Consider the following 24,210-nt stretch of genomic DNA (forward strand, 5'->3'; position numbering starts at 1 on the left):
CCGGTCTGTTTTTGAATCTGGTCCAGAATCTCCATGTTCCTGCGGAGGCGGGTTTCGTCCAGCACGAAACAGGGGCTTGTTACCTGGGAATAGTCTAGCATAGCCCAAATATAGAATTACTGGGTCTCTTGGGCACATTTTTGACTGCCATGGGTGGAACGGTGGATTTTAGGAACCATTTTGGGGCATTTTTTGGCTTTTTTTTCAAAAAGTGGAACTTTTTTTAGCTCTTTAACTAAATTTATTGGTGATGATACGCTCTATTTCAAAGTACTTTGTCGCTTCTATTTTGACCCTGTCCCTTGCCGGTTTTTCCTTTGCCCAGGATGCCGCGGCGACTGAAACACTGCCGACCCCTCCTAAGCAGGCCGACTCCACTGCCGTAGTGGCGGAAACCCCTGCCGAAGAACTGGTCACCCCCCGTGGTGCGACCGAGGTGTTGGACGAAATGATCCAGGCCAAGTTGGATTCCATCGATGCCCAGGCGGCGGCAGTCCCCCTGAAGCAGAATACCGACAGCCTCGCCAAGGCTCGTGCCGATAGCGTCCGTAAACTTATCCTCGAGGGCAAGTACGTGAAGCGCGCCCGTTACGACAAGAGCAACTTTGACCATTGGAAAAAGGACACCGTGTTCCAGAAGGCCATGAAAGAACTGGTGTTCGGTGTATGGCGTACCGCCATCGTGGCCCACGGGCATGCGTTCCGCGATGCCGAAATCCGCTTTGGCATGAACGACACCATTTACGGCGTGACCCGCACCTATTCCGACTCCGGCCGTTATCAGATGACCGGCGAATACGCCTACAAGGCCCGTTACCAGTTCGATAGCGATACTTCTCTCATAACCCGTGAAGTGTTCAAGGACCGTCAGGTCATCCGTTGGGACTTTACCACCTTTAAGATTATGGGGGATACCCTCCGTTATAACTTGAACAAGCTGGAGTTCCGCGACCTGAACGACAACTGGCTCAATGCCCTCCAGGGCTTCGAGAATGTTCCTCCCGAGTTCTACTTCAAGGACCCGGCGGCTACATCGGCCATGCAGAAGGAACTGGATAAAAAGAAGAAAAAGTAGGGCTCCATGCGGCGGACGGTTTTAGGCTTTGTCGTCCTGTCCCTTTGTGTTGTAGCCCTTTCGTTCATTACCCTCGTAAGCGGCCCCGTGGATGTTTCCATGGGTGGTCTTCTTGATTCCCCGATTTTTTGGGACTTGCGTCTCCCTCGTGTGGCGGCGGCGCTACTTGCAGGTGTCGCCCTTTCGGTGTCTGGTCTTTCGCTCCAGACGGTTTTCCAAAACCCCCTGGCGGGCCCCTTTGTGCTGGGCATCAGCAGCGGGGCGAGCTTTGCGGTGGCATTGTCCATGCTGGCGGGCCTTGGCTTTGGGAGGTTCGGTACTTTGGGGGCTGCTGCTGTCGGATCCCTTGCGGTAACAGCCCTGGTGCTTGGAATTTCGACCAGGTTCCGGAACAACACGGTACTCCTGGTGGCGGGGCTCCTGATTGGCTACTTTATCGACGCCTGCATAAGCCTCCTGATTACCTGGAGCGATGCCGAATCCCTGCGGGTCTATGTTTCCTGGGGCATGGGAAGTTTCGGCAGACTTACTTCTGACGGTATCTGGATTTTCGTGGTGGCCGTGGCTGCAGGCCTGGCCTTGATTGGCGCTTCGGTTCGTTACCTGAACGGGGCCCGTTTGGGCGATGACTTTGCCCGTGGGCTTGGCATTCGGGTGTCGCTCTACAAGAAGCTGGTGCTTCTGGGAGCCTCCGTTCTGGCGGCGGCGGTTACCGCCTTCTGTGGTCCTGTCGCCTTTCTTGGGATTGCGGTGCCCCATTTGGCCTACCTGCTGTTTTGCAGTTCCAACCATCGCGTCCTGTTGCCGGGTTCTGCCCTGTGCGGTGCGACTTTGGCGCTTTTGGCGGGACTCTTGCCGGAGTATCCCCTGAATGCAGTCCTGAGCCTGGTGGGCGTGCCTGTGATTCTTTGGGTGCTGGTCCGGTCTTCTAGAAGAGGGGGCCTGTAATGCTATTGAACTTGCGTCAGGTGACCTTCGGGTATGAGTCTCCGTTGGCGAGTCCTCTGGACATGGAAGTCCAGGCGGGTCAGGTGGTAGCCCTGGTAGGGGAGAACGGCTCTGGCAAGAGTACGCTTCTCAAGACCCTCGGGGGAATGCTGCTACCTTTGGACGGATCTCTGGAACTGGAGGGCCGCCCCCTTGCGGAATACGGCCTGCGGGAACTGTCCAAGAAGGTGGCGCTGGTCCGTATGGGGCTTGCGGCCCCTGCCGAGATGACGGTCCGTGAGTTCGTGTCTTTGGGCCGTTCGCCCTATGCGGGATTTCTGGACGGACACAGTCGCGAAGACGAAAGAATTATCGATTCCGCTATGGATGACATGGATGTTACTTTGTTTGAAAATTGCAAGGTGGCGGAACTTTCCGACGGGGAGTGAAGCCGTGTGTATTTGGCCCGTGCCCTTGCTCAGCAGGTAAGGCTCTTGCTGCTGGACGAACCCGATGCCTTTATGGATATTCCACGCCGCAAGAATTTGTTTGTAACTCTACAGAAATTGTCCCGGGAAAAAGACATGGCGGTAGTGCTTTCTACCCATTGGGTGGACTATGCCGAAAAATATGCGGACTCCATTTTGGCTTTTACTTCAAAGGGAAACCTGGAATTTGCACCTGCGGACCATGTCCGCGAACTTGGCCTTCTCTCTTGGGCGGAGGTCTAGATGAAGTCCCTTCTTATAGGATTGTGCGCGTTGTTGTTTGTGGCCTGTGCTTCGACGGGCGAAGGCGTTTCCCAGAGTTCTGTTGCAAAGCAACGGCATTTTTTGTGGAAGGTTTCGGATGGGGATTCCCATGTGTGGATTCTCGGGAGCATCCATTTTGCGGACAGTACCTTTTATCCTCTTTCATCAGACATTTCGAACGCTTTTGACGAGTCCGAGGAACTGGCGGTAGAAATCAACATCGCCGACGATTCCGTGGCGGCAACCGTTACAAAAAACAGTCTAGAAAAGGGTATGCTCCCCCAGGGGAAGCGCCTGAAAGAGGTGCTACCCATCGCCCTCTGGAATTCTCTGGACAGTCTTTGCACCGTGTGGAACTTTCCGAACATGGCACTCATGAATTTGCGGCCCTGGCTTGCCGCCATGACGTTAAGCTCCATCGCCATCCAGCGCTCGGGAATCGACCCTGCCTACGGTATAGACGCGGTCCTTTTGGACAGTGCCGCCCTCCGGGGCATGCCCATCGTTGGGCTTGAAACTGCCGAAGAACAGGTGGGCGCCCTGGCGGACTCTTCGGAAGGGGATTCATTGGGCATCTACTATTTGGAAAATACCCTGAAAGAGATTTCGGAACTGGATTCCATGGTGGCCCAGATGTCCCGCGCCTGGAAAACGGGAGACGATTCCCTGATGGTCCAGGTGTTGAATTCCGGGAAGAAGGCCGATTCGTCGGCACGGGACTCCCTGATGGAGGCGGAGTCCGATCGGCGGGTTTACAAGGAGCGGAACGAAAAGATGGCGGTCGGTATCGCACAGTTTCTCTCTGAAAACCGCAAGGTGTTCGTGGTGGTAGGGGCTGCCCATCTGGTTTTGGACCGGGACAATGTCATCGAGCTGCTCCGCCGCCGTGGCCTGAAGGTGGAACGGTTCTAATCAACCGTCATGGCGAATCCTGCCAACCGTCATGGCGGCCTTGAGCCGCCATCTAGATTCTTACTATCTTTGACCAGAGGTTTTTTCATGTACAAGATTCTTGCCGCTATCGTCCTTGCTCTTGCCTTTACCGCCTGCACCAACGCCGAAGCCGAGGCCGAAATCGCCCGCCTCAAGCAAGAGAATGTGACCCTCCAGTCCGAAATCAAGAACCTTCAGCAGACTTTGGATTCCGTCAAGGCCAAGTCCGATTCTATCTACAAGAACTTGTCCGATATGGACATGCAGTAGCCCCCGGGGGCATCCTCGCTCCTACGTCATGGCGGCCATCGAGCCGCCACCTGGCATCATCACTCCCTTTTCCTCATCCTCGCCTCTATCTTCGTCATCCTCGCGCAGGCGAGGATCCGCTATCATCTTGGTCGGGGATCTCCTTGCCCTTCCCATTGTCACCCTGGGGCCACACGAACCACCCCTCATTCCCCGCATTTCGCAGCCCCTTCATTTGGCATTACCGAAAATTTTATATGGATTGCATACAAACAAACTTCTTAAAAAGGATTGGGTATGAAAAAACGATTCATTGTTTTTTTCTTGCCGTCATGACTTTGCTTGCCAACTGCGCCAAGTACGGCCGCTTGTACACCTGGGCTATGGCAGCAAACGCTACGCAGTAGCACTAGGACCAGGTTACATCTGTCCGCTTCTATCGCAGTTTTTCTACGACACCCTTCACGTCGGTGAAGGCGCAGAAGGGCAGGCTTATTACCTGCCTGCAGATTTTTTCTGTCACGGGGCAGTTCGCGGATTTCGCACCGGCGGCAGCCACTTCAAAACAAGCCTGCTCATGCAGCGGCATGGGATAGTGGATGCAGTAGGGAATTCCTACGGCATCCAACCTTGCGATAAATTCATCCCGGTTCTCTGCCAGCACCGTGTACTGGGCGTAGGTGCTGGTGTTGCCTTCGGCTATGGCCTGTGGCATAACTCCCAGCATGTCCTTGAAAAGCTCGTCGTAAACCTTGGCGTTTTTCGCCCGCTGTTCCAGTTCCCGTTCCAGGTGGCGTAACTTGACCCGCAGCACTGCCGCCTGCAGGGCGTCCAGCCTGCCGTTCACGCCGATTTCCACGTGGCGGTAGCGTTCGCTGCTGCCGTGGTTTGCGATAAGCCTTGCTTTTTCCGCATATTCCGCGTTGACGGTAAAGATGGCCCCGCCGTCGCCGTAGCAGCCCAGGGGCTTACTGGGGTAAAAACTGGTAATGGAAATGTCCCCGAAGGTGCAGGCCCGGCGAGCGTTCCCCCCGGCAGCGGTCCCGCACCCGGTGCCACCAGCGGTATACGTCGCCCCGAAGGCCTGGGCGCTGTCTTCCAGTATCCAGAGGCCGCACTCGTCGGCGATTTTCCGCAGGGCCTCGTAGGGGGCGCACTGCCCGAACAGGTTCACCGCGATAATGCCCTTGGTCTTGGGGCCCACGAGATTCTTGACGCTTTCGGGGTCGATCTGGAGCGTTTTCGGGTCGATGTCGGCAAAAACGGGGATGCCCCCCAGTTTTGCCACGCATTCCGCCGGAGCGATAAAGGTAAAGTCCGGAACGATGACCTGGTCCCCCGGTTCAAGTCTGAGTACCATGAGGGCAATCTCGATGGCCTGGGTGCCGCTCCCGCAGGTGACCGTCTGGACCCCTCCGCAGTAGGCGGACAGCTCCCGCTCCAGGGCCTGGACCTCCGGTCCGCCGATGTAGCAACCGCTGTCAAGTACTGCTTTTTCGGCTTTTTCCAGCTCCTGCCGGTAGGCGTTTCTCTGGGCCGAGAGGTTTACAAAGGGCATCATAATGCGCAAAATTTAGCATTTCACGGCTTTTTGAGGGGTTGACATTATCTCCAACTTTACTATCTTTGAGCCAACAAATTTTAAGTAGGTTTTACCCGGAGATTAAAAGGTGCCTCAACACAAATCTTGCAAAAAGCGTCTGCGTCAGGCCGAAAAGGCCAACGCCATGAACCGTTCCGTCCGCTCTGCGATTCGTTCCAGCCTCAAGGTGATTCGCACTGCAACTTCCAAGGAAGCTGCCCTCAAGGAAATGCCCAACCTGTTCAGCATGTTGGACAAGGCTGCTGCCAAGGGTCGTGCCGGTTTCTGCGCTAATCGCGCCGCTAACTACAAGGCCAAGGCCGCCAAGGTCATCAACGGCCTCGCCTAATTGATCCTTTATTAGGAATTTTGAACCGGTACGGTTTCCCGTGCCGGTCTTTTCCGCATATAGGGAATAGGGGCCGTTTCGCTCATCGCACCCCGAGCCCCGAGCCTCGCGCCTCACATCTGCGACCGGCATGTAAACATTCGTTAATATCACTCAACTTGGAATATGCTCGGGACCGTAATTGCCCTTATTTTTTGTTTTTTCCTGAAATATGTTAAATGTTTTTTGCTAGATTATTAACTTGTATTATGGATATGAAATGTTTGTAAAATGAAGGGTGTCAGGGATTTGAAATGTCATCAATAAATTTTGCTACAAGAGAGATTAGTTGTAAGGTGGTGTACTACGGACCTGGTTTGAGTGGCAAGACCACGAACCTCCAGGTGATTCACCAGAAAATGCCCCAGGACAAGCGCACGGACATGGTGTCCTTGGCTACCGAAGGCGACCGTACCCTGTTCTTTGACTTCCTTCCTCTGAATCTTGGCGATATCAAGGGTTTCAAGACCCGTTTCCAGCTTTATACCGTTCCCGGTCAGGTTTATTACAACAGCACCCGTAAGCTGGTGCTTCGCGGTGTTGATGGCATTGTGTTTGTGGCGGACTCCCAGCGCTCCCGCCAGGCCGAAAACTTGGAAAGCCTCCAGAACTTGAGGCAGAACCTCCAGGATTATGGCATGGATCTGGATGACATGCCCTTTGTGCTTCAGTACAACAAGCGCGATATGGAGAATGTGTTCTCCCTGGAAGAACTGAATGCTGAATTGAATCCTCGCAATGTGCCCTTCTTCCCGGCTACGGCCCATAACGGAAAGGGCGTGGTGACGACCCTCAAGACCATCGCCATGCTGGTGATCGAAAAGTTTAACGTGAAGCAGGGATTTTTGCGCAAGGCCGCTGAAAGTGTGAACAACACCGGCGTTCATGACGTGTCCCTGACCAAGGAAGGCGTGTCTGTGAAGCAGGCCGCACCAAAGCCCCAGGTTCAACCCGAAGCGGCAGCTCCTTCTTCGCCTTTCAAGATGCCTTCTTTTGCGGCTCGCCCTCCTGCAGGGGCGGTTCCGTCCGGTAATGCCGGTTCGGGCTTGTTCCAGAAGGGAGCCACCTCTTCGCCGTTTGGTCGCCCACGTGCCGCCGCTACGGTCCCCCGCATGCCTACCTTTGGCCGCGCGATGGAAAAGCCTCAGGAAACTGGAGACGACGAAATTGAATTGCGTCCTTATGTTCCTAAGAAGAAGTAGAAGGAGTGTGTTATGAGCGATTTTACGATTTATTCCGATGACGTGGGCAAGGTCCGCCGCCTAATGGAAGCCTACCAGGCAAGCGTCAAGGCCGAATACATTGTGCTTTGCCACCGCGATGGTTCCATTATCGCCGAGGTGGGCTCTTTGGGTATCGATCCCACTCCTCTTGCCGTGCTGAGCACCGCTTCTTTCGACTCTGCCCGTCAGGTGGGTAACATGCTGGGTGGCGAGAACTTCCAGTCGGTGTCCTATTCCGGCGAAAACCGCTCCATCTACATTTCTCCTGTGGACCAGGCCTTGCTCCTGGTGCAGGTGTTCCCGGGCTCCAGGCTCCCGAACCGCATCGACGACTTCAATCGCCTGTTGGTAGAAAAACTGGTGGATGCCGTCCCGGCCTTTACCCAGAACACCAGTAAGCTTATCTAGTCGAGGCTTTTGTGGCAGGAATTCCGCCACTGCGCAATATCCGAAAGACGACGGTCATACTGGTCGCGGTGTTGCTTGCGTTCTTGGTGCACCGCACGGTGGCCTACCTTTCTACAGACGATTCCATCAAGGATGCGGGAAACACGGAACTTTCCCTGGCCCAGGGTACGGTGTGCAGGCATATCGTCAAGGAGACGCCGTTTGGCGCGGATTCTGTTTTCGAGGAAGGTTCCAGGCTTTACTTTTACACCACCATTTCTTCGGCCCTCAAGGACAGGGAAGACACCCTCTGGCATGTGTGGTATCACGGTATGGATACGGTGCAGGTGCTGCCCTGCAATTTGAAGAAAGATTCCGAAGCCTGCATTACGGAAATTCTGCCTGCCTTGCTGAAACCCGGCGAATGGAGCGTGGATTTGGTTTCGGGACGCAAGCTCCTTTATAGCCAACAGTTCGCGATTGACTCTACAAGCAGGTAGCTCCCATGCGCAAAGGCCCTTGGATAAAGGTGTTTTTGGGGGTACTGTTGTGGAGTCGGGCTTTCGCCTTGAACATGGATTCTATACCCGTGTGGAATCCGGACTACCTTGTCCGAAATAACGATTTGCGTGAACTGGACGGCGGTGCGCAAGGCCGCGACGGGTCAGCAATTTCGGGGCTTTCCACTCACGGTTACAAGACCATGCAGGTGACGGTGGGCGATGGCGGTACCCAGGTGGATCAGGAGTTGCGGCTTTCTATACAGGGCTTTGTAGGCGACAGCGTCTATATAGACGCTTTGCTTTCGGACGTGGACCGCCGTGCCGGTGACCAGACCACCGCCACCTTGCAGGAAGTGGACCAGATATACTTTCGTGCGGAGTCCAGGCACTGGATGGTGCACCTGGGCGACTTGATTTGGCGGGACAGGAACATGGGCTTGTTCGGGTTGGAAAGGGCTAGCCTTGGGGCCATGGTTGGGCTCAGGGGAGGCTATACCGAAGTCCGCGGCATGGCGGGCACAGACGAGACCAACCGCATTGTCCGGGTGATGAACGGCGTGAGCGGCCAGCGGGAAGGCTACTCCATCAGTGACGACGGTAGTTACCTTTCGGTGGTGCCTGGCTCTGAGCGGGTCTATTTGAACGGGAACCTGCTGACATCTGGCGTGGATTACGAGGTGAACTACGCAGGAGGCCTTTTGAATTTCAAGGGCCGCCGAAATCCCGGTCCTGATGACGAGATTCGTGTAGAATACGATGCCTACGATGACGGGAACATCTACAACATGTACGCCGCCCATGGCGCCTACAGGCATCCGAACCTGTACCTGGACGTTTCGGGATTCCGTCTGGAAAACGACCGTCACCGCATGAAACGCGGCCTCTGGACCGACGAAGATTACAAGATGCTCAAGCACGACGACGGAAGTGAATTTATTCGTGACGATTCTTTGGGGGCGCTCCGCAGGCCCGAGCGGACAGACCGCGCTGGCGCACGACTTCGGCTTCAGGGAGACAGGCGTTTCTATGCGGACTTGGAAATGGCCATAAACCGCACGGATTCCAACACGGTCTCTCACCGAGTGGACGGGCCCGAAGGTTACGGCTACCGCTGGTATGTCACCTCCGATTCGTCGGAAAATATGAAAAAGTTTCCGCTGGCTTTTTCCGTTTACGGAAACTACATCCAGGAAGAATTCGGGATTGGCGAATTTCAAGGCAGCGACAAGGACTGGGACAGTTTCAGTCTTCTAGACGAATGGGACTTGGACAGCGCCGCCCTTGTAGATGGCGACCTGCGTCACGACGAATTCGGCATGCGGCTGAGACTTGCTACGGGTTGGTTCCTTCATGGAATCTGGGGCTACCGGCAGGGCGAAAAGGAAAGCTGGAATTCTTCTAGGGGAGGGGTTTCTTTAATCCATAAGTCCAACTTGGTAAAAAGCGATGTGGGCGCGTTTCGGGTGGAAAGTTTTCAGGAGCAGGAACGGGTCCGTTACCAGTCCTTGGGAAATGTGGAGTTCTTGAAAGGACTTTTGCGGCCCTTCGGAAATTTTGACCTGCGCTATACGGAAAGCGATTCCTTGGGCCGTGAAAACCAGGTGGCTTACGGCAAGACCGGCACCGGAATCCAGATGGTGGGGGACTCCTGGAACATAAGCGAAGGAGCGGAAACCAAGACGGCTAAACGCAAGGGCGATACTTTCGGCAAGGATTGGCGGGACTCCCTGCAGTCCGTGGCCTGGATCCAGAGCGCTGCTTGGCAGAGCCGTTATGCACAGCTGGACCATTTCTTGCAGTACGAACGCCGTAGCGAAAATGGTGGCCATTCCGAGAACAGCTGGGTCGGGGATTTTCGCGGGACCTTCGGTCACGAGGAAATAGGGCTGGTATCTAGCGTAGATTACAAGCTGGGGCTCACCGAGGAACAGACCTACACGCCAATCTACAAGGCTGTGGCCAAGGGCACTGGAGATGTGCGGTACGACAGCCTGACCGGCAGTTTTATTGAAGGGGTAGATAACGGAGATTTTGTTTACGAGGGTATGGGCCGTAACGATTCCTTGGGGGCGATTCTTGCTTCCAATGCGGCGTTCCGGATGGATATTGACTGGAGCCCTGGAATTTCTCTCGGTATCCGGCGTGGCATTCTGCGGGACATTTCATTGGGTGGAACATTCGACGGAGTGGGGGAGGACACCACCGGCAAGAAAATCTACTTTCCGCCGGCCACGCCTTCGCAGCTGCGGGAGATTTCTTCGGGAACGGTGAGCTACGAGTTGCGGGGCACCTGGGCTCACCCCCGCGGGATTACCTTTACTTACAAGCCCGGTGCCGATTACGACAAGAAGCTCAGTTCCATCAGTTATTTCGAGACCCGGTTCCATCACCTGCTGGATGCAGGATTCCAGATAAATGACGCCCACTTTGTGGGAGCGACCTTGCTTTTAGAAGATGTGGAACTGAAGGCCCTGCAGGTTCTGGACTGGGATACCCGCGATATTTCGGGCCGGTATCGCTTTGATTTCTGGAACGGGTTCTTTGTGCAGCCCGGCGGCCGTTACCGCACGGGCGAGGGCGAAGACGACCAGGATTACGCTTTTGACGCCTACCTGTGGGAAGGTTCCCTACGCCTGGGCTATAACCGCAGAGATATGGTAGATGGGTTCGTGCAGTTCTCGGTTATCCAGATGGAAAGCGGCGACGACCTGATTCCCTACCAGATGATGGACGGCTACAGCGATGGCCGCACCTACCGGCTGGAATCTTCCGTTTCTGTAGATATAAACGACTTTATTTCTTGCGGACTGCGTTATGTGCTCAGGTTTGGCAATGCCGAAGAGAATATTTTTCAGAAGTTGACAACGGAAGCGAGGGCGTATTTTTAGGTTAGGGGATAGGATCTAGGGGTTGGGTTTTAGGTTGTAGGTAGTGATTAGTGATTGGTGGTTAGTGGTTAGGATAGATGGTTTCAAGAGTTGTCATCCTCGCGTCCTGTGGTGAGCGAAGTCGAACCAAGGCGAGGATCCGATTGAGAATGTGAGATGTGGAATGTGAAGTGTAAAATCCTGTTTGTTCTTGCCTTGGCGTCTTCCGCTTTTGCGGGAGAGGCGTCTTTGTGCCGTATCCACAAGGTGGTATGGGTCGGGGAACATTCCGCCTATGACGAAGCCCACTTGAATCTGGTAGAAGGTTCACCCTGCGAAGCCTGGCACAATGCGGCATCCCGCTTGGCGCGGGACTACGAAGACCGTGGCTTTGCGGCAGTTCAGGTTGTAGGAAAAATGCATTACGGCATGGGTGGCGCTTCGGGTAAGGATACTCTGGGAGTCTTGATGGTGGAGCTGAAACGTGGGGCAGGGTATGTTTGGGCCGCACCCGAGAACCTGGACTCCTCGGGCACGGACCCTGAAGTGTTCCGGAGGCTCAGCGGCATCGAAGAAGGCGCACCTGTTTCTCTGACGGACCTGGAACGGTCCGAGCGAAAGCTTGCCCGTCTCGGGTATTTTGAACAGACGGCTCCCGCAAGGTTGTTCCGCGACCCTGCAAGAAACAGGCTCGTGCCAGCCTTCAGCATGAGGGCGGCCCGGAATTCCGAAGCCGAAGGGCTCTTGAGCTATTCCAGCGAAGACAACCTGTGGGAAGGCCAGGTGAACGTGAAACTCTACAACATCCTGGGAACGGCCAGGGACTTGACTCTGGAAGGATTTACGGGAGAAAGTTCCCGTCATCTGGATTTTATGTACAAGGAGCCCTGGATTTTCGGCACCCCCTGGAACATAGTTTTGCGGGGACAGTTTGACGAAGAAATTTATTCTGTGGAATCGGATTCCCTGGACGGAAAGATGAAGGATGTGACGGAGCGTATCGCCATGGGCGAAGTCGGTGTGACTCGGGATATCGGTTTTGACTGGAACATCGGGATTTTCTTCGGCATGAGCGAAGACGATAAGCACACCACCTTCGAGGTGAGCTACGTTTCTTTGGACCGGTTCGTGCTCCCGAGACGCGGATTCAAGATGCAGGGCTCTGCCACCTGGAAAATGGACCGACCCGATTCCCTGGACAATTATCTGGAAAGCCATGCCAAGATTCTTTCCTATTACCCGTTGTTCGGGAATGTCATCACCCGCTTCACGGGGGCTGCCGGCGGAATTTTCCCCACAGATGTCGCTCTGAAACGTACCGACTATTTCGCTCTGGGTGGCATGGACAGCTTCAAGGGTATGGGTTACCGTTTTATGCGGAGCCGTGCCTACGGTTTTTCAGAATTGGCCCTGCTTTGGCAAGGCGGTTACAACTTGAGTGTCGAGGCCTTTTATCAGCCTGGACTGTACCGCGGGTTTGCTCCGGAACGCGGTTGGAAACGTGAACAGGATTACGGTGTTGCCTTTACGCAATACCGCGGCAACTGGAGTGTGAATCTGTACTATGCACTACGAAACGGAGAAAATTACTTGGACGGAATTATCGGATTTGGATTGAAAACATTGTTCTAGGGGTGCAACGATAGCAGCCCCGAAGGATTATTTTTTATACTTGGGTTTCTTGTAATGAGAGGTTTTGAATGATTGTATCTTGGATGACCACCAACAAGTGTAACCTGACCTGCAAGCACTGCTACCAGGATGCAGGCGAAAACAAGTCGGCTGAACTCACGACGGCAGAGGCTTTGAAACTGATTGACGAGATTGCCAAGGCGGGGTTCAAGATCATGATTTTCAGTGGCGGCGAACCCATGACCCGTCCGGATATCGTTGAGCTGGTGACTCATGCTACAAGCAAGGGTCTTCGCCCGGTGTTCGGTACCAACGGTACCCTAATTACTCACGATTTGGCCTTTAAGCTTAAGGCCGCCGGTGCCATGGCCATGGGCATCAGTATCGACAGCATCGACCCGAAACGCCACAACGATTTTCGTGGACTGCCCAACGCTTTCGAACTCACTATGGCGGGCATTGAAAACTGCAAGGCGGCCGGGCTTCCGTTCCAGATTCACACCACCATCATGGACTGGAACCAGAATGAAATTTTTGACATCATGGACTGGGTCAAGGAAATTGGTGCAGTGAATCACCAGATATTCTTCCTGATTCCTGTGGGCCGTGGAAAAGAAATAGAAGACCACGCCCTCCGTGTAGCTGAATACGAAAGCCTGCTCCGTCGCATTATGGAAAAGAGCCGCACGCTCGGCATTCCCGTGAAACCTACTTGCGCTCCGCAGTTTTTGCGCATCGCCGACCAGCTGGACATCAAGACCCGCTACAGCCGGGGCTGCCTTGCGGGCATTGATTACTGCATCATAAGCCCTATCGGCAAGGTGCGCCCCTGCGCCTACATGATGGAAGAGGCTGGAGATGTTCACGATACTCCTTTCGACGAAATCTGGGCCAATGCGGATGTGTTCAAGAAACTTCGCACCAAAGCCTATTCTGGGGCTTGCGGCAAGTGCAAGTTCAACGACCGTTGCGGAGGTTGCAGGGCTCGTGCCGCCTACTACCACGACGGCGACTACATGCAAGAAGACAGCTACTGTGCCTACGGTCGCGGATTAAAGTAGACTATTGCAGGAGTGTTCCTAAAAAAAGAACTTGACAGCGATGGCAATCAAGATGATTCCAGCAAAAATTTGAGGTAGGTTGCTCTTGAAAATTCTGGCGGCACGGTTTCCGATTTCAAAACCGAGAATTCCGAACATAAATGCTGCTAGCGCTATGGTGATGGTGGCAATGACTATGTCAATTTCGACGAACGCAAATGATATACCGATGGTGAGGGCGTCAATGCTGGTGGCGAGAGAAAGCAGTACGATACTTGCAAAAGACAGGTTTACAATCTTGTGCACGTGCTCCTTTTTGCGGAAGGCTTCCAAGATAAATTTGGTTCCTAGCAGGCAGAGAATGGCACAGGCAATAATGGAACCCAGGTCATGTATCCAGTGTCTTGCTAGGGTTCCAGAAAAGAACCCTACAAGGGTCATGCCTCCCTGAAAGAACCCGAAAGACAACGCAAGAACAAGGGCTTTTAACCGAGACACTCCCGAGCGCCCCAGCCCAATAGAAGTGGCCACGGCAAAGCAGTCCATGGCCTCGATGACCGCAATGAGAATTACGGAAAGATAACTCAAAATCGCCTAATAGGTTTAGGTGTTCTTGAACAATTCTTCTTTGTCTATGGCCTTGAAGTTGGTCGCCTTCAGGGCTTCAATGGCCTTGTCCGTATCCTGGAAACGGAGAATCATAATGTTGGATCCATTCAAGGTAGAGGGGTAAGCGTACATGTAGTCGATCTGCTGGCTCCCAACGGCGGTGCTTAGGAGTTCGGCAAGACCACCGATGGCGGCATTTACAGGACAGGCCACCACGTCGGTAATGGTGGCGCTGAGACCCGCCTTGGCGAGCACGTCCACGGCCTTTTCCGGATTGTTCACAATCAGGCGGATAAGACCGAATTCGCCGGAGTCGGCAAGCGTGAGCGAAAGGAGGTTCACGCCGGCGTCGGCAAGGGACTTGCACACCGCCTGGAGACGGCCCGGACGGTTAGAGACGAAAACTGAAACTTGCGGGATTTTCATTTGAGATACTCCTATTTTAAAACTTCTTGACAAAAACGAAGAGTGAGATGAGTTGTCAGTAATGAGTTGTGAGTGTATAGTTTGGCGCCAATGGCGCGATTATTGAAACTCAAAGGTGCGAAGCACCGACTCATTACTCACTACTCACTACGCCTTCGGCGTTACATCTTCTTCCTGTTATCCACCACTCTCTTCGCCTTGCCTTCGCTACGCGGCAGCGAGTCGGGCTCGCACAGCGTGACAATGACGGAAATGCCGAGAATCTGCTCGATGGAATGTTTGAACTTCTTGTTCAGCTGTTCCATGGCGCCCATGGAGTCGCTCACCATGTCGCGGGAGACTTCTACCTTGACCTCAAGCGTATCCATGTTGTTCTTGGTGTCGAGCACAATCTGGTAGTGCGGCAGAGCCTTTTCGGCACGGAGGAGGGCAGTCTCAATCTGGCTCGGGAACACGTTCACGCCACGCATAATGATCATGTCGTCGCTACGGCGGCCGATGCGACGGATACGGCGGATGGTGCGGCCGCACTTGCACTTGGTCTTCTCGATGGCGGTGATGTCTCGGGTGCGGTAGCGGATGATGGGCATGGCCTTCTTGCTGAGCGTAGAAAGCACGAGTTCGCCCTCTTCGCCGTCCGGCAGCGGTTCCAGCGTTTCGGGGTCGACGATTTCGGGGTAGAAGTGGTCTTCAAAGATGTGGATGCCGTCGCGGCACTCGCATTCGCAGCCCACGCCCGGTCCCACGATTTCGGAAAGGCCGTAGATGTCATACGCTTTGATGCCGGTCTTTTCTTCGATGTAGTCGCGCATGCCGTCGCTCCACGGTTCTGCACCGAAGATGCCGCGCTTGACCTTCAGGTCACGGATGTCAACACCCATCTTTTCGGCAACGTCGATGATGCGGACAAAGTAACTGGGCGTTCCACCCACCGCGGTGACGCCGAAATCCTTCATGAGCATCACCTGGCGTTCGGTATTGCCGCCGCTGATGGGGATGACGGTTGCACCGAGGGCTTCGAAACCGCCGTGGATGCCGAGACCGCCGGTGAACAGGCCGTAGCCGTAGAAGTTCTGCACGATGTCGGTACTCCTGAACCCGCAGGCGAGGAGCCCGCGCTTCACGACCTGGGCCCACACATCCATGTCTTCCTTGGTGTAACCTACCACGATGGGCTTGCCGGTGGTGCCCGAACTTGCGTGCAGGCGCACAACTTCGCTCAGGTCTACGGCGAAGAGCCCGTATGGGTAGGTGTCGCGCAAGTCCTTCTTCATGGTGAAGGGGAGCTTGGCCACGTCCTTGAGGGTCTTGATGTCTTCGGGCTTTAATCCCTTCTCGTCCATGCGTTCACGGAAGAGCGGGACCTTCTCGTAGGCAAGCTTCACGGTGGCGCGCATGCGCTGCAGTTGCAGTTCGCGGAGTTTTTCTTCGGGCATGAAGTCCAGGGCCATTTCGGGCAGGACTCTATTTTCTTCGTCATTCCAGGCGGTTGAACGCATATAAACCTCAGATAGCGGTCTTTGAGACCAGTGTGAAAATTACGGAGTAGAATTTATCTTTTTTTCTTTGGAATTAATCAAAAAAAATGAAAAAATTTGGATAGGATGGATGATTTAGGCTCCTTGACAAAAAATGTAAAGTTTATGGAATCTTGATAGGCTTTTATCCCTCTTTTAGAGTCTTTTTGTGGGCTTATTCCTCGTCTTTTTTGTATTTTTGGGCAGAATTTTGTCTTTTTTGCATTGATAGGTAGGTTTATTCTGCGCCTTCGCGTTGTTTGTTTGTTGCTCATTTTTGTGGCTGTTGCGTCGGCCCAGCTTCTGGATATGTCCCAGATGTCTGCCGACTATATGGCAGAGAATAAGGTACATAAGGTCCGTGTGGAGGGAAACCAACATATGGACGAACGGGCTGTGCTCAGTCGAATCGGAATTCGGGACGGTCAGAGCTATTCCCCTGCGGCCTTGTCCGAAAAAGTCCAGGGGGCGGTGACAAGCCTTTACCAGTCGGGTCTTTTTGATGATGTGACGGCTTGGGTGGACTATGTGGGTGACGGTTCCGATGTGGACCTGATTTTCAAGATTAAGGAACTGCCTGCTTTGGACACGGCCATCATTGACGGCTGTGATGAAATTTCTGAAGAAGATTTACGGCTCAAGATTCGCATGATCCCGGGCCAGGTTTACAGCAAGAGCCAGCTGGAACGGGACCGTCAGGCCATGATAGACTATTACCATTCCGAAGGTTACCTGCTCGCCGAAGTGGGATACCGCGAAACGGCCACTGACGAGAACAAGAACCAGGTGACCTTCATTGTCCGTGAAGGGGAAAAGGTCAAGGTTCGTCAGTTCGATATTCAGGGTAACGACAATGTGCCTGCTGAAGACATCATGGAACACATGCTGACCAAGCTGGACCAGTGGTGGGGTGGTGGCGAATTCAAGGAAGCCGTCTTTGAAGCTGACCGAGATACGGTGCTGAATGTTATCCGTCATTTCGGTTACTTGGATGCAGAATTGACCGAATATTATGCGGAGTATCTGCCCGATTCTAGTTGCCTGTTCTACCTAGGAAGAATGGTCCCTGTCGGGGAATCCTTACAACCGCTCTACGATCAGTTGAACCGAGCCATGGGTGATACCGCTACCGCTATGGCCAAGATGGCGGGCAAGCCCACCATGGAGGTGACTCATTATTTCCGTAATGAACGTGTTGGGGCTCACGGTTATGTGTCCCGTCCGCTACCCCAGGTCAAGTCCGAAGAAGATGCTCTGAAACTCATCAACGATATTATCCGCTACGAAAAGTCCCGTAAGGAATGGTTGAAGATTGTGGCTGGCCGCAAGTTCAACAACCCGAAGATTGACTCCCTCAAGAATCTTAAGAAACTTCGTCCTTACGAAGAAAAACTCCTGGTCCGCTACATGATCGAGGACATGTTCCCGGCCCTCAACAAGTATGACAACATTAAGACATCCAGTGCGATTTGTATCCACATTTCCATGATCGAGGGCCGCAAGTACTACATGGGCAATGTCCACTTTACCGGAAATGAGGTTCTGGGCGATGCCGTACTGAATTACGCCTTCCGCCTGGATAGCGGAGAGGTCTTTGACCAGTATAAGTACGACGCCTCACGCAAGGCTATTCTGGATTCTTATCGTGAAGATGGCTACCTGTTCGCTCAGTTTGACGAGGAAAGGACCTTCGTGAACGATTCCGTGGTGAACTTGACTTACCGCATGCGCGAAGGTTTGCCTGCTTCTATCCACAAGGTCTATATACGCGGCAATACCAAGACGAACGAAAAGGTCATCCGTCGTGAAGTGCGCCTGTATCCGGGCGACACCTACCGCCAGTCTTCACTGGAACGTAGTTTCCGCGAAATCATGCAGCTGAACTACTTCGACATGGTGACGCCCGACATCAAGGTAGTGGGTGACCAGGAAGTGGACCTGGAATTCAACGTGCAAGAAAAGGAAGCGGGCACAGGCCAGTTCAGCTTGGGGGTGTCTTATAGTCAGAGCGATGGACTTGTGGGTACGGCCAGTGTTTCTATTCCCAACTGCTGTATGGGTAACGGTCAGGCGGCCTCCTTCAGCGTGGAATACGGCATGGATAAGAAGAGTGCTTCCATCAGTTTCCAGGAGCCTTGGTTCTTGGACAAACCCATTACCGTGGGTACAAGCCTCAGCTATAGCTGGTGGAATATGAGCGATTACGACGACCCGGACATTACCCGTTACGGTGGTCAGGTCTATGTGGGTAAACGTCTCAAGTGGCCTGACGACTACTTCTATGGTCAGGTGGGTTACAGCTGGCTTATGAACAAGCAGGGCCCCAATATTGACGACAGCTATGTAGTCTATACCGGTCTGGAATCGGCGGTGAACTTCCGCCTGATCCGCGACGATAAGAACCTGCCCCAGTTCCCCACGGACGGTTCCCGCTACGTGCTGGATGTTCAGGTGGCAGATGATGTGCTGTATAGTGACTTTGAGTTCGTCAAGACGGAACTTACTATCAAGTGGTGGTTCCCCTTGTTCCGTGACCGCTTGGCCATCGCCCTTACCAATGAATACGGTGTCATCTTCGGCGATCAGCTCCAGTATAGAACACTCTACACCATGGGCGGTGTTCTCGGTTATGAAGGCATGATGCGTGGTTACAGTTCGGGCTCTATCGGTTACCGGCGCTTGGGTCGCAGCTTCCAGTATATTGGAGCGGAACTCCAGCTGGCCATTGTACCCCAGACATTCTACTTGTTGCCCTTCTTCTTTGATGCGGGTAACGTGTTCGGCGAACGCTATAACCCTAAGACCAAGGTGGCCAAACCCAGCCGCAATCCTTTGAGCGAATGGGATCCCACCAGTCTCAAGAAGGACTACGGTTTTGGTTTCCGTGTGGTAGTGCCCATGCTCGGTATTATCGGCTTCGACTTTGCTTGGCCTTTGGATGTGGGAGAAACCTATTCTGGTTTGCAGCGTACCCAGGTGGGTGACATGGAATTCAACTTTGTGATAGGCCAAGGATTCTAGGAGGCTTTATGCTCGAAAAATCTTTGATTCGTCGTCTGGTGATTTTGCTAGCTATGCTTCTGGCGTGCTCCGCCTTTGCCGAAGATGGACTGCGCATTGCCCATGTGGATTCCAAGCTAATCTTTGACGGCTACAAGGGAACCAAGAAGGCCCAAGAAGAATATGACCGTCAAGTGGCCAAGTGGGAACAACAGGGTAACTTGATTCAGAAAGAACTGGCCGCTATCAAGGAAAAGTTGGATAAGCAGGTACTGATGCTTTCTGACGAAAAGAAGCGTGAACTGGAAGCCGACTACGCCAAGAAGGAAACGGAACTGAAGGAATTCATTGACCGTGTTTATGGCCGCAAGGGTGAGCTTATTACCGAAAACGAGAAGGTGAGCGGTCCCATTATCCAGCTAATTCGCAAGGCCATCAATGAGATTGCCTTGCAAGAAGGCTACGATATGGTGGTGGACCGTGCAACAGGTGCGGTGGTATTCTGGAAAAAAGAGAACGACCTGACCCAGAAGGTACTGGATTACTTGAACAACCGCTAATAGCGCCTGTCATAAATTTCGTTTAAGGCTTCGCCAATTTTATCGGTAGGATTCTGTTTTTAGAATCCTATTTGCATTTTTGACCCGGTCTGGGCTTGGAGACTTTACGTCTTTCAAAGCGTAGTCGAGTCCCATTTCTTGATATTTTGCAAGAGCCAAGGAATGGTAGGGTAGCACTTCCACTTTCTTGACGTTGGATAGTGACTGGATAAATTCCTTGGTCTTTTCTAGATATTCGTCGTTATCGCTAATCCCCGGAACTAGCACGTGTCTGATCCAGATGGGTTTGCGGATTTCGTTCAAGTAGCGGAACATGTCCAGGTTGTGTTCAATGGAATGGCCAGTGAGTTTTTTATGCTGCTCGGGGTCAATGATTTTCAGGTCTACCAGGAGTAGATCGGTAACTTCCATAAGTTGCTTGAACTTGCTGAAGTAGGGTTCGGTGCGGACAAAGTTTACCCCGGAAGTGTCTATGCAAGTGTGTACTCCCGCCGATTTTGCCAGGGTGAAAAAATCCAGCAAGAAATCCATCTGCATCAGGGGCTCGCCACCACTGACGGTAATGCCTCCGTCGCTTCCCCAGTAACTCTTGTAGCGGAGGGCCTTTTTCAGCAGGTCTTCTGCAGAAATGTCAAAGGCTCCCGCCTTGTCCCCCTTGAAATCCCAGGTTTCCGGATTGTGACAGAATAAGCACCGCATGGGGCACCCTTGTGTGAACACCACAAACCGGACTCCGGGGCCATCTACGGAGCCAAATGTTTCCAGTTTGTTGATTCTGCCGAGCATGTTCGTAAAGTTACAAAATAGTTCAAGGCGAATGTGCTAAAATTTCTATGTTTACGCTATACAAACTTATAAAATTGGCTCATTATGAAAATTGCTGTAACTGGTGGTGCAGGCTATATCGGTAGCCACACGATTATAGAGTTAGACAAAGCCGGCCATTCTGTGGTGGTGGTGGATAACCTTGTCAATTCTTGCGAAGAATCTCTCCGCAGGGTTTCGAAGATTATTGGTAAAGATGTGCCCTTTGTGAAGGCGGATGTCCGGGATGCTTTTGCCATGGACGCCCTGTTCAAACAAAATAAGTTTGATGCCTGCATTCATTTTGCCGGACTCAAGGCCGTTGGGGAGTCTGTGGAAAAACCTCTGGAGTATTACGAGAACAACATGAACGCCACGTTCGTGTTGCTCAATGCAATGCGTAATAACGGAGTCAAGAACATTATCTTTTCTTCTTCGGCTACGGTCTATGGCAATCCGGCAGAAATCCCCATTACTGAGAACTGTCCCAAGGGCGCTATCACCAACCCTTACGGTCAGACCAAGTCCATGCTGGAACAGGTGCTGATGGACTTGCAGAAGTCCGACCCCGAATGGAATGTGGTGCTGCTGCGCTACTTCAACCCTATCGGGGCGCACCCCAGTGGTCTCATTGGCGAGGATCCTAACGGGATACCCAACAACCTGATGCCCTATATTTCTCAGACGGCAGTGGGAATTCGCAAGGAATTGGGTGTATTCGGTAATGATTACGATACTCCCGACGGAACGGGTGTTCGGGACTACATTCATGTGTGCGACCTGGCGGCTGGACATGTGAGTGCTTTGCAGGCTATTGAACGCAAGTGCGGCCTTGCCATTTACAATTTGGGAACGGGACATGGTTATTCCGTGTTGGACGTGGTCAATGCTTTTGAGCGGGTGAACGGGGTCAAGGTGCCCTATAGCATTAAACCCCGCCGTGCAGGGGATATTGCCACCTGCTATTGCAACCCCGAAAAAGCCTATAAAGAATTGGGTTGGAAAGCTCGGTTCGGTATTGAGGAAATGTGTCGCGACGCCTGGAATTGGCAGAAGAACAATCCCAAAGGTTATCGGGGCTAGTTTTTTTCTATACTTGGTAAAAAATTAAAAATCGGTTTTTGAATGTCTGAAAACGAACAGAGAGCAACAATTAGTTTGGCGCAAATCCAAACCCCACAGACCGGGGATACCATCACCTTGATGGAAGCCCTGGGAATTTTGTGGAAAAAGAAATTTGTATTGATCTTGTTCATGGTGGTTGGTGCTGCGATAGGTATCCTGCTGGGAAACTGGATTCGTCCTCAGTACACCAGTGACGCCCTTTTGCAGATTGACGTGAAGGGAAACAAGACCAGCAAGGCCATGGGCGAGATGGGCGCCCTTTTGGATGTGGCTAGCCCCGCTGATGCTGAAATTGAACTGATCAAGAGCCGCATGGTTCTTTCCAGTGTCGTTGAAGACGAACACCTTTGTTTCAAGGCTTCCCCTGTTGGCCGTCTGGATCGATTGATGCACCAAGAAGGCCGTATGGATTTGGAACACCTCTATATTCCGGAAAGGGCTAGGGATGGTGTCTGGAAAGCTGTGGTAACAGGCCCCGGTTCTTACGTGGTGGTCACTCCCGAGGGTTCAGCTCTCGTAGAAGGAGTGGTCGGGGACATGATCAAGGCTCCCTATGCAGACGACACCTTGGCAATCCGTGTGAATTTCTTGCGGGCTCAAGAGGGAAAGGTGTTTGTGCTTTCTCAAATAAACGCCTTGTCTGCAATAAGGTCCTTGGCGAAAGGATTGAATGTTGCTGAGAAGGGCAAGAAATCGGGTATTATTTCGGTATCCTATTCTCACCGTTTCCCGGACAGGGCTGCAGCAATTCTGAACAGTGTCGCTAATACATATCTGCGTCAGAATGTAGAGATGCGTAGTGCAGAGGCTGAAAAGACTTTGGAATTTTTGGAAGAACAGCTGCCGGGAGTTAAAGCCAAGCTGGATAGTGCTGAAAAAGTACTTGCCGACTATCGTTACAGGATTGGCTCTGTGGATATGACGGGCGAAACACAGGTACACCTGCAAAAAGAGGTGGACTTGCAGAAGCAGATTCTCCAGATGGAGCAGGAACGACAGAGGGTGACCCGCTTGTTCAAGGCCGAACACCCCAACGTGCTTACGTTGAACAAACAATTAGACAAGCTGCGTAAAGAACTGGCTAAGCTCAAGGTCAAGACAGAGAAAATGCCTTTGACCCAGCAAGAGGTGATGCGCCTTCAGGAAGAGGTCCAGGTAAACAACGCCCTTTATACCACCATGCTGAACAATATCCAGCAGCTCCGTGTGGTTCGTGCAGGCGAAGTGGGCAATGTGCGTGTGGTCGATTTTGCCCAGGTGGAGTCGAAACCCAGCAAGCCCAAGAAGTTCAACATTCTCGTTTGTTCCGTTGCTGCAAGCTTTATGCTTGGAGTGCTGCTGGTGTTCCTGCTGCGTATGCTTAGGAATGGCGTTCGCAGTTCCCTTGAAGTCGAACGTGAAACGGATACAAGCGTCTATGCCAAGATTCCTGAATTCAAGGATGGTGTTAAATCCTTGGCTAGGGGCAAAAAGCACAAGGCTTTAGTCCTTACCGCTCCGGACAACCCGGCTTGCGAAGCTATGCGTTCTTTGCAGACGGCAATTGACTTTTCGATGTCAGAAGAAAAGCGCGTGATGATGGTTACCGGGATGATCCCCGGCGTTGGAAAGTCGTTTGTGAGCATCAATCTGGCAACTCTTTATGCAATGTCGGGCAAGAAGGTTTTGCTTATAGATGCGGATATGCGCCGCGGAGTGCATCACAGTGGCAAGAAATATGGTCTTGCCGATGCCCTGTGTGGCAAGTGCAACTTGCAAGAGACTGTGTCTATTGCCGAAGTGGAAAATCTTTTCATCATGGGCGCAGGCAACGCAACCATTGCGCCTACGGACATGCTGAGAGGTGGTTCTTTTGAACAGCTTCTTCATTTGGCTAAGCAGCATTTTGACGTGGTTGTCGTGGATACGCCGCCTATGGACTTGGTGACAGACGCCGAACTGATTTGCGGCTTGGTGGATTTCAACCTGCTTGTTCTTCACTATGGCAAGCATTCCATGGATTCTATCAAGGATGCGGTTGGCCGTCTCAAGCGCTATAGCGAAAAGCCCTGCGCCTTTGTGATGAACCACTGCGAGCACGAGCCGGGCCATTATTACGGCCATTACTACGGCAAGTATTACAGTAAAAAGAAATAGCAAGGTGCTTTTCGGCATCTAGTCCGAGCGGTCGTTGTGAGCAAAAAGCGCCTCGTATTAACGAGGCGTGTTTGCGAAAGCGAGGACCAGCCCAGCACTTGGTGCTAGACTCTAGTCCGAGCGGTCATTAAACCTCACCTCCATATAAAAAGACCCACACGGCTAGCGATATTGCTTTTTCGTGAGCCGGAGCCACTGATATTAATCAGTGGTGTAGGCGAGAGGATTGGCCAACCAGAATGCCTTGGCAAGAATTGGGCCAATCCGGTCATATAAAAACTCCAGAAAATAAAAACCCACACAAGGTGGGTTTTTATTTTCTGGAGGTGAGGGGAGTCGAACCCCTGTCCAAAATCACGTCCATGTCCATTCCTACAAGCTTTCCCTTCGTATTTAAGGTCTCGTCTTATCCACGCCCAAGAAGGTCGGCGCAGAGTTTGACCAGCCTAGTGAATCTCGGAACCTACCCCCAGGC

22 protein-coding genes and 1 other RNA gene are annotated in these 24,210 nt (G+C 52.8%); 17 read left to right on the forward strand and 6 right to left on the reverse strand.

Going from position 1 to position 24,210, the window contains the following annotated elements:
- The first annotated feature begins 250 nt into the window (after positions 1-250).
- From IKB43_10470 to IKB43_10495, 6 genes are all read left to right on the forward strand, one after another.
- The gene (locus IKB43_10470) at positions 251-1,075 is read left to right on the forward strand and encodes a hypothetical protein (protein ID MBR2470549.1); all 825 of its coding nucleotides are present in this window, start codon (positions 251-253) and stop codon (positions 1,073-1,075) included.
- 6 nt (positions 1,076-1,081) lie between these two features.
- Entirely contained in the window at positions 1,082-2,023 is a 942-nt protein-coding gene (locus IKB43_10475) for an iron ABC transporter permease (GenBank protein MBR2470550.1), read from the forward strand.
- The gene (locus IKB43_10480; GenBank protein MBR2470551.1) at positions 2,023-2,451 is read left to right on the forward strand and encodes an ABC transporter ATP-binding protein; all 429 of its coding nucleotides are present in this window, start codon (positions 2,023-2,025) and stop codon (positions 2,449-2,451) included. The genes IKB43_10475 and IKB43_10480 overlap by 1 nt, the downstream gene beginning before the upstream one ends.
- Positions 2,452-2,457: 6 nt before the next feature.
- Positions 2,458-2,733: a hypothetical protein gene (locus tag IKB43_10485; protein ID MBR2470552.1), complete on the forward strand. Its 276-nt coding sequence runs from the start codon at positions 2,458-2,460 to the stop codon at positions 2,731-2,733.
- Positions 2,734-3,666, forward strand: coding sequence for a TraB/GumN family protein (locus IKB43_10490; GenBank protein MBR2470553.1), 933 nt, complete (start codon positions 2,734-2,736; stop codon positions 3,664-3,666).
- Positions 3,667-3,753: 87 nt separating this feature from the next.
- Positions 3,754-3,957: a hypothetical protein gene (locus IKB43_10495; protein MBR2470554.1), complete on the forward strand. Its 204-nt coding sequence runs from the start codon at positions 3,754-3,756 to the stop codon at positions 3,955-3,957.
- 415 nt (positions 3,958-4,372) lie between these two features.
- Here IKB43_10495 and IKB43_10500 read toward each other — a convergent pair whose 3' ends face one another.
- Positions 4,373-5,497 (reverse strand): DegT/DnrJ/EryC1/StrS family aminotransferase, encoded by a 1,125-nt coding sequence (locus IKB43_10500; GenBank protein MBR2470555.1) that lies wholly within the window; start codon positions 5,495-5,497, stop codon positions 4,373-4,375.
- Between the two features lie 109 nt (positions 5,498-5,606).
- Between IKB43_10500 and IKB43_10505 the strand changes: the two genes are divergently transcribed.
- The 7 genes from IKB43_10505 (at position 5,607) to nirJ2 (ending at position 13,579) form a co-directional block, all read left to right on the forward strand.
- Complete coding sequence (locus tag IKB43_10505; GenBank protein ID MBR2470556.1) at positions 5,607-5,867, forward strand: 30S ribosomal protein S20; 261 nt, start codon at positions 5,607-5,609, stop codon at positions 5,865-5,867.
- A 293-nt stretch (positions 5,868-6,160) separates the two neighbouring features.
- Positions 6,161-7,108, forward strand: coding sequence for a GTPase domain-containing protein (locus tag IKB43_10510; protein MBR2470557.1), 948 nt, complete (start codon positions 6,161-6,163; stop codon positions 7,106-7,108).
- A gap of 12 nt (positions 7,109-7,120) precedes the next feature.
- Positions 7,121-7,537 (forward strand): roadblock/LC7 domain-containing protein, encoded by a 417-nt coding sequence (locus IKB43_10515; protein MBR2470558.1) that lies wholly within the window; start codon positions 7,121-7,123, stop codon positions 7,535-7,537.
- Positions 7,538-7,548: 11 nt separating this feature from the next.
- Entirely contained in the window at positions 7,549-8,016 is a 468-nt protein-coding gene (locus IKB43_10520; GenBank protein ID MBR2470559.1) for a hypothetical protein, read from the forward strand.
- A 5-nt stretch (positions 8,017-8,021) separates the two neighbouring features.
- The gene (locus IKB43_10525) at positions 8,022-10,907 is read left to right on the forward strand and encodes a hypothetical protein (GenBank protein ID MBR2470560.1); all 2,886 of its coding nucleotides are present in this window, start codon (positions 8,022-8,024) and stop codon (positions 10,905-10,907) included.
- A gap of 165 nt (positions 10,908-11,072) precedes the next feature.
- Positions 11,073-12,518 carry a BamA/TamA family outer membrane protein gene (locus IKB43_10530; GenBank protein MBR2470561.1) on the forward strand — a complete coding sequence of 482 codons (1,446 nt, stop codon included), beginning with the start codon at positions 11,073-11,075 and terminating at the stop codon, positions 12,516-12,518.
- A 68-nt stretch (positions 12,519-12,586) separates the two neighbouring features.
- Entirely contained in the window at positions 12,587-13,579 is a 993-nt protein-coding gene (gene nirJ2 / locus IKB43_10535; protein MBR2470562.1) for a putative heme d1 biosynthesis radical SAM protein NirJ2, read from the forward strand.
- An 18-nt stretch (positions 13,580-13,597) separates the two neighbouring features.
- On the opposite strand, the gene IKB43_10540 is transcribed toward nirJ2, so the two are convergent.
- The 3 genes from IKB43_10540 to IKB43_10550 form a co-directional block, all read right to left on the reverse strand.
- A complete protein-coding gene (locus IKB43_10540; protein ID MBR2470563.1) occupies positions 13,598-14,146 on the reverse strand; it encodes a manganese efflux pump in 549 nt (182 codons plus the stop codon).
- 15 nt (positions 14,147-14,161) lie between these two features.
- Entirely contained in the window at positions 14,162-14,593 is a 432-nt protein-coding gene (locus IKB43_10545) for a hypothetical protein (GenBank protein MBR2470564.1), read from the reverse strand.
- A gap of 161 nt (positions 14,594-14,754) precedes the next feature.
- Complete coding sequence (locus IKB43_10550; protein MBR2470565.1) at positions 14,755-16,092, reverse strand: phenylacetate--CoA ligase; 1,338 nt, start codon at positions 16,090-16,092, stop codon at positions 14,755-14,757.
- A gap of 327 nt (positions 16,093-16,419) precedes the next feature.
- Between IKB43_10550 and IKB43_10555 the strand changes: the two genes are divergently transcribed.
- Positions 16,420-19,131 carry a BamA/TamA family outer membrane protein gene (locus tag IKB43_10555; GenBank protein ID MBR2470566.1) on the forward strand — a complete coding sequence of 904 codons (2,712 nt, stop codon included), beginning with the start codon at positions 16,420-16,422 and terminating at the stop codon, positions 19,129-19,131.
- Between the two features lie 23 nt (positions 19,132-19,154).
- Positions 19,155-19,670, forward strand: a complete 516-nt coding sequence (locus IKB43_10560) for an OmpH family outer membrane protein (GenBank protein ID MBR2470567.1) — start codon at positions 19,155-19,157, stop codon at positions 19,668-19,670.
- A 39-nt stretch (positions 19,671-19,709) separates the two neighbouring features.
- Here IKB43_10560 and pflA read toward each other — a convergent pair whose 3' ends face one another.
- Positions 19,710-20,456 carry a pyruvate formate lyase-activating protein gene (gene pflA / locus IKB43_10565; protein ID MBR2470568.1) on the reverse strand — a complete coding sequence of 249 codons (747 nt, stop codon included), beginning with the start codon at positions 20,454-20,456 and terminating at the stop codon, positions 19,710-19,712.
- An 84-nt stretch (positions 20,457-20,540) separates the two neighbouring features.
- Here pflA and galE point away from each other — a divergent pair, with 84 nt between their 5' ends.
- Together galE and IKB43_10575 are read left to right on the forward strand one after the other, a co-directional pair.
- A complete protein-coding gene (galE, locus tag IKB43_10570) occupies positions 20,541-21,557 on the forward strand; it encodes a UDP-glucose 4-epimerase GalE (protein MBR2470569.1) in 1,017 nt (338 codons plus the stop codon).
- Between the two features lie 42 nt (positions 21,558-21,599).
- The gene (locus tag IKB43_10575; protein ID MBR2470570.1) at positions 21,600-23,735 is read left to right on the forward strand and encodes a polysaccharide biosynthesis tyrosine autokinase; all 2,136 of its coding nucleotides are present in this window, start codon (positions 21,600-21,602) and stop codon (positions 23,733-23,735) included.
- 318 nt (positions 23,736-24,053) lie between these two features.
- Here the strand turns inward: IKB43_10575 and ssrA are convergent.
- Positions 24,054-24,210, reverse strand: a transfer-messenger RNA (tmRNA) gene (gene ssrA, locus IKB43_10580); the annotation flags it as partial.

This window comes from Fibrobacter sp., assembly GCA_017503015.1.
GTDB lineage: Bacteria > Fibrobacterota > Fibrobacteria > Fibrobacterales > Fibrobacteraceae > Fibrobacter.

Bases quoted from the DNA above. Each gene is read 5' to 3' on its own strand.
- IKB43_10490 (MBR2470553.1), top strand. From the start codon at position 2,734: ATGAAGTCCCTTCTTATAGGATTGTGCGCGTTGTTGTTTGTGGCCTGT.
- IKB43_10475 (MBR2470550.1), top strand. From the start codon at position 1,082: ATGCGGCGGACGGTTTTAGGCTTTGTCGTCCTGTCCCTTTGTGTTGTA.
- IKB43_10500 (MBR2470555.1), bottom strand. From the start codon at position 5,497: ATGATGCCCTTTGTAAACCTCTCGGCCCAGAGAAACGCCTACCGGCAG.
- IKB43_10515 (MBR2470558.1), top strand. From the start codon at position 7,121: ATGAGCGATTTTACGATTTATTCCGATGACGTGGGCAAGGTCCGCCGC.
- IKB43_10510 (MBR2470557.1), top strand. From the start codon at position 6,161: ATGTCATCAATAAATTTTGCTACAAGAGAGATTAGTTGTAAGGTGGTG.
- IKB43_10495 (MBR2470554.1), top strand. From the start codon at position 3,754: ATGTACAAGATTCTTGCCGCTATCGTCCTTGCTCTTGCCTTTACCGCC.
- IKB43_10480 (MBR2470551.1), top strand. From the start codon at position 2,023: ATGCTATTGAACTTGCGTCAGGTGACCTTCGGGTATGAGTCTCCGTTG.
- IKB43_10470 (MBR2470549.1), top strand. From the start codon at position 251: ATGATACGCTCTATTTCAAAGTACTTTGTCGCTTCTATTTTGACCCTG.
- IKB43_10575 (MBR2470570.1), top strand. From the start codon at position 21,600: ATGTCTGAAAACGAACAGAGAGCAACAATTAGTTTGGCGCAAATCCAA.
- IKB43_10545 (MBR2470564.1), bottom strand. From the start codon at position 14,593: ATGAAAATCCCGCAAGTTTCAGTTTTCGTCTCTAACCGTCCGGGCCGT.
- IKB43_10555 (MBR2470566.1), top strand. From the start codon at position 16,420: ATGTCCCAGATGTCTGCCGACTATATGGCAGAGAATAAGGTACATAAG.
- galE (MBR2470569.1), top strand. From the start codon at position 20,541: ATGAAAATTGCTGTAACTGGTGGTGCAGGCTATATCGGTAGCCACACG.
- nirJ2 (MBR2470562.1), top strand. From the start codon at position 12,587: ATGATTGTATCTTGGATGACCACCAACAAGTGTAACCTGACCTGCAAG.
- pflA (MBR2470568.1), bottom strand. From the start codon at position 20,456: ATGCTCGGCAGAATCAACAAACTGGAAACATTTGGCTCCGTAGATGGC.
- IKB43_10550 (MBR2470565.1), bottom strand. From the start codon at position 16,092: ATGCGTTCAACCGCCTGGAATGACGAAGAAAATAGAGTCCTGCCCGAA.
- IKB43_10525 (MBR2470560.1), top strand. From the start codon at position 8,022: ATGCGCAAAGGCCCTTGGATAAAGGTGTTTTTGGGGGTACTGTTGTGG.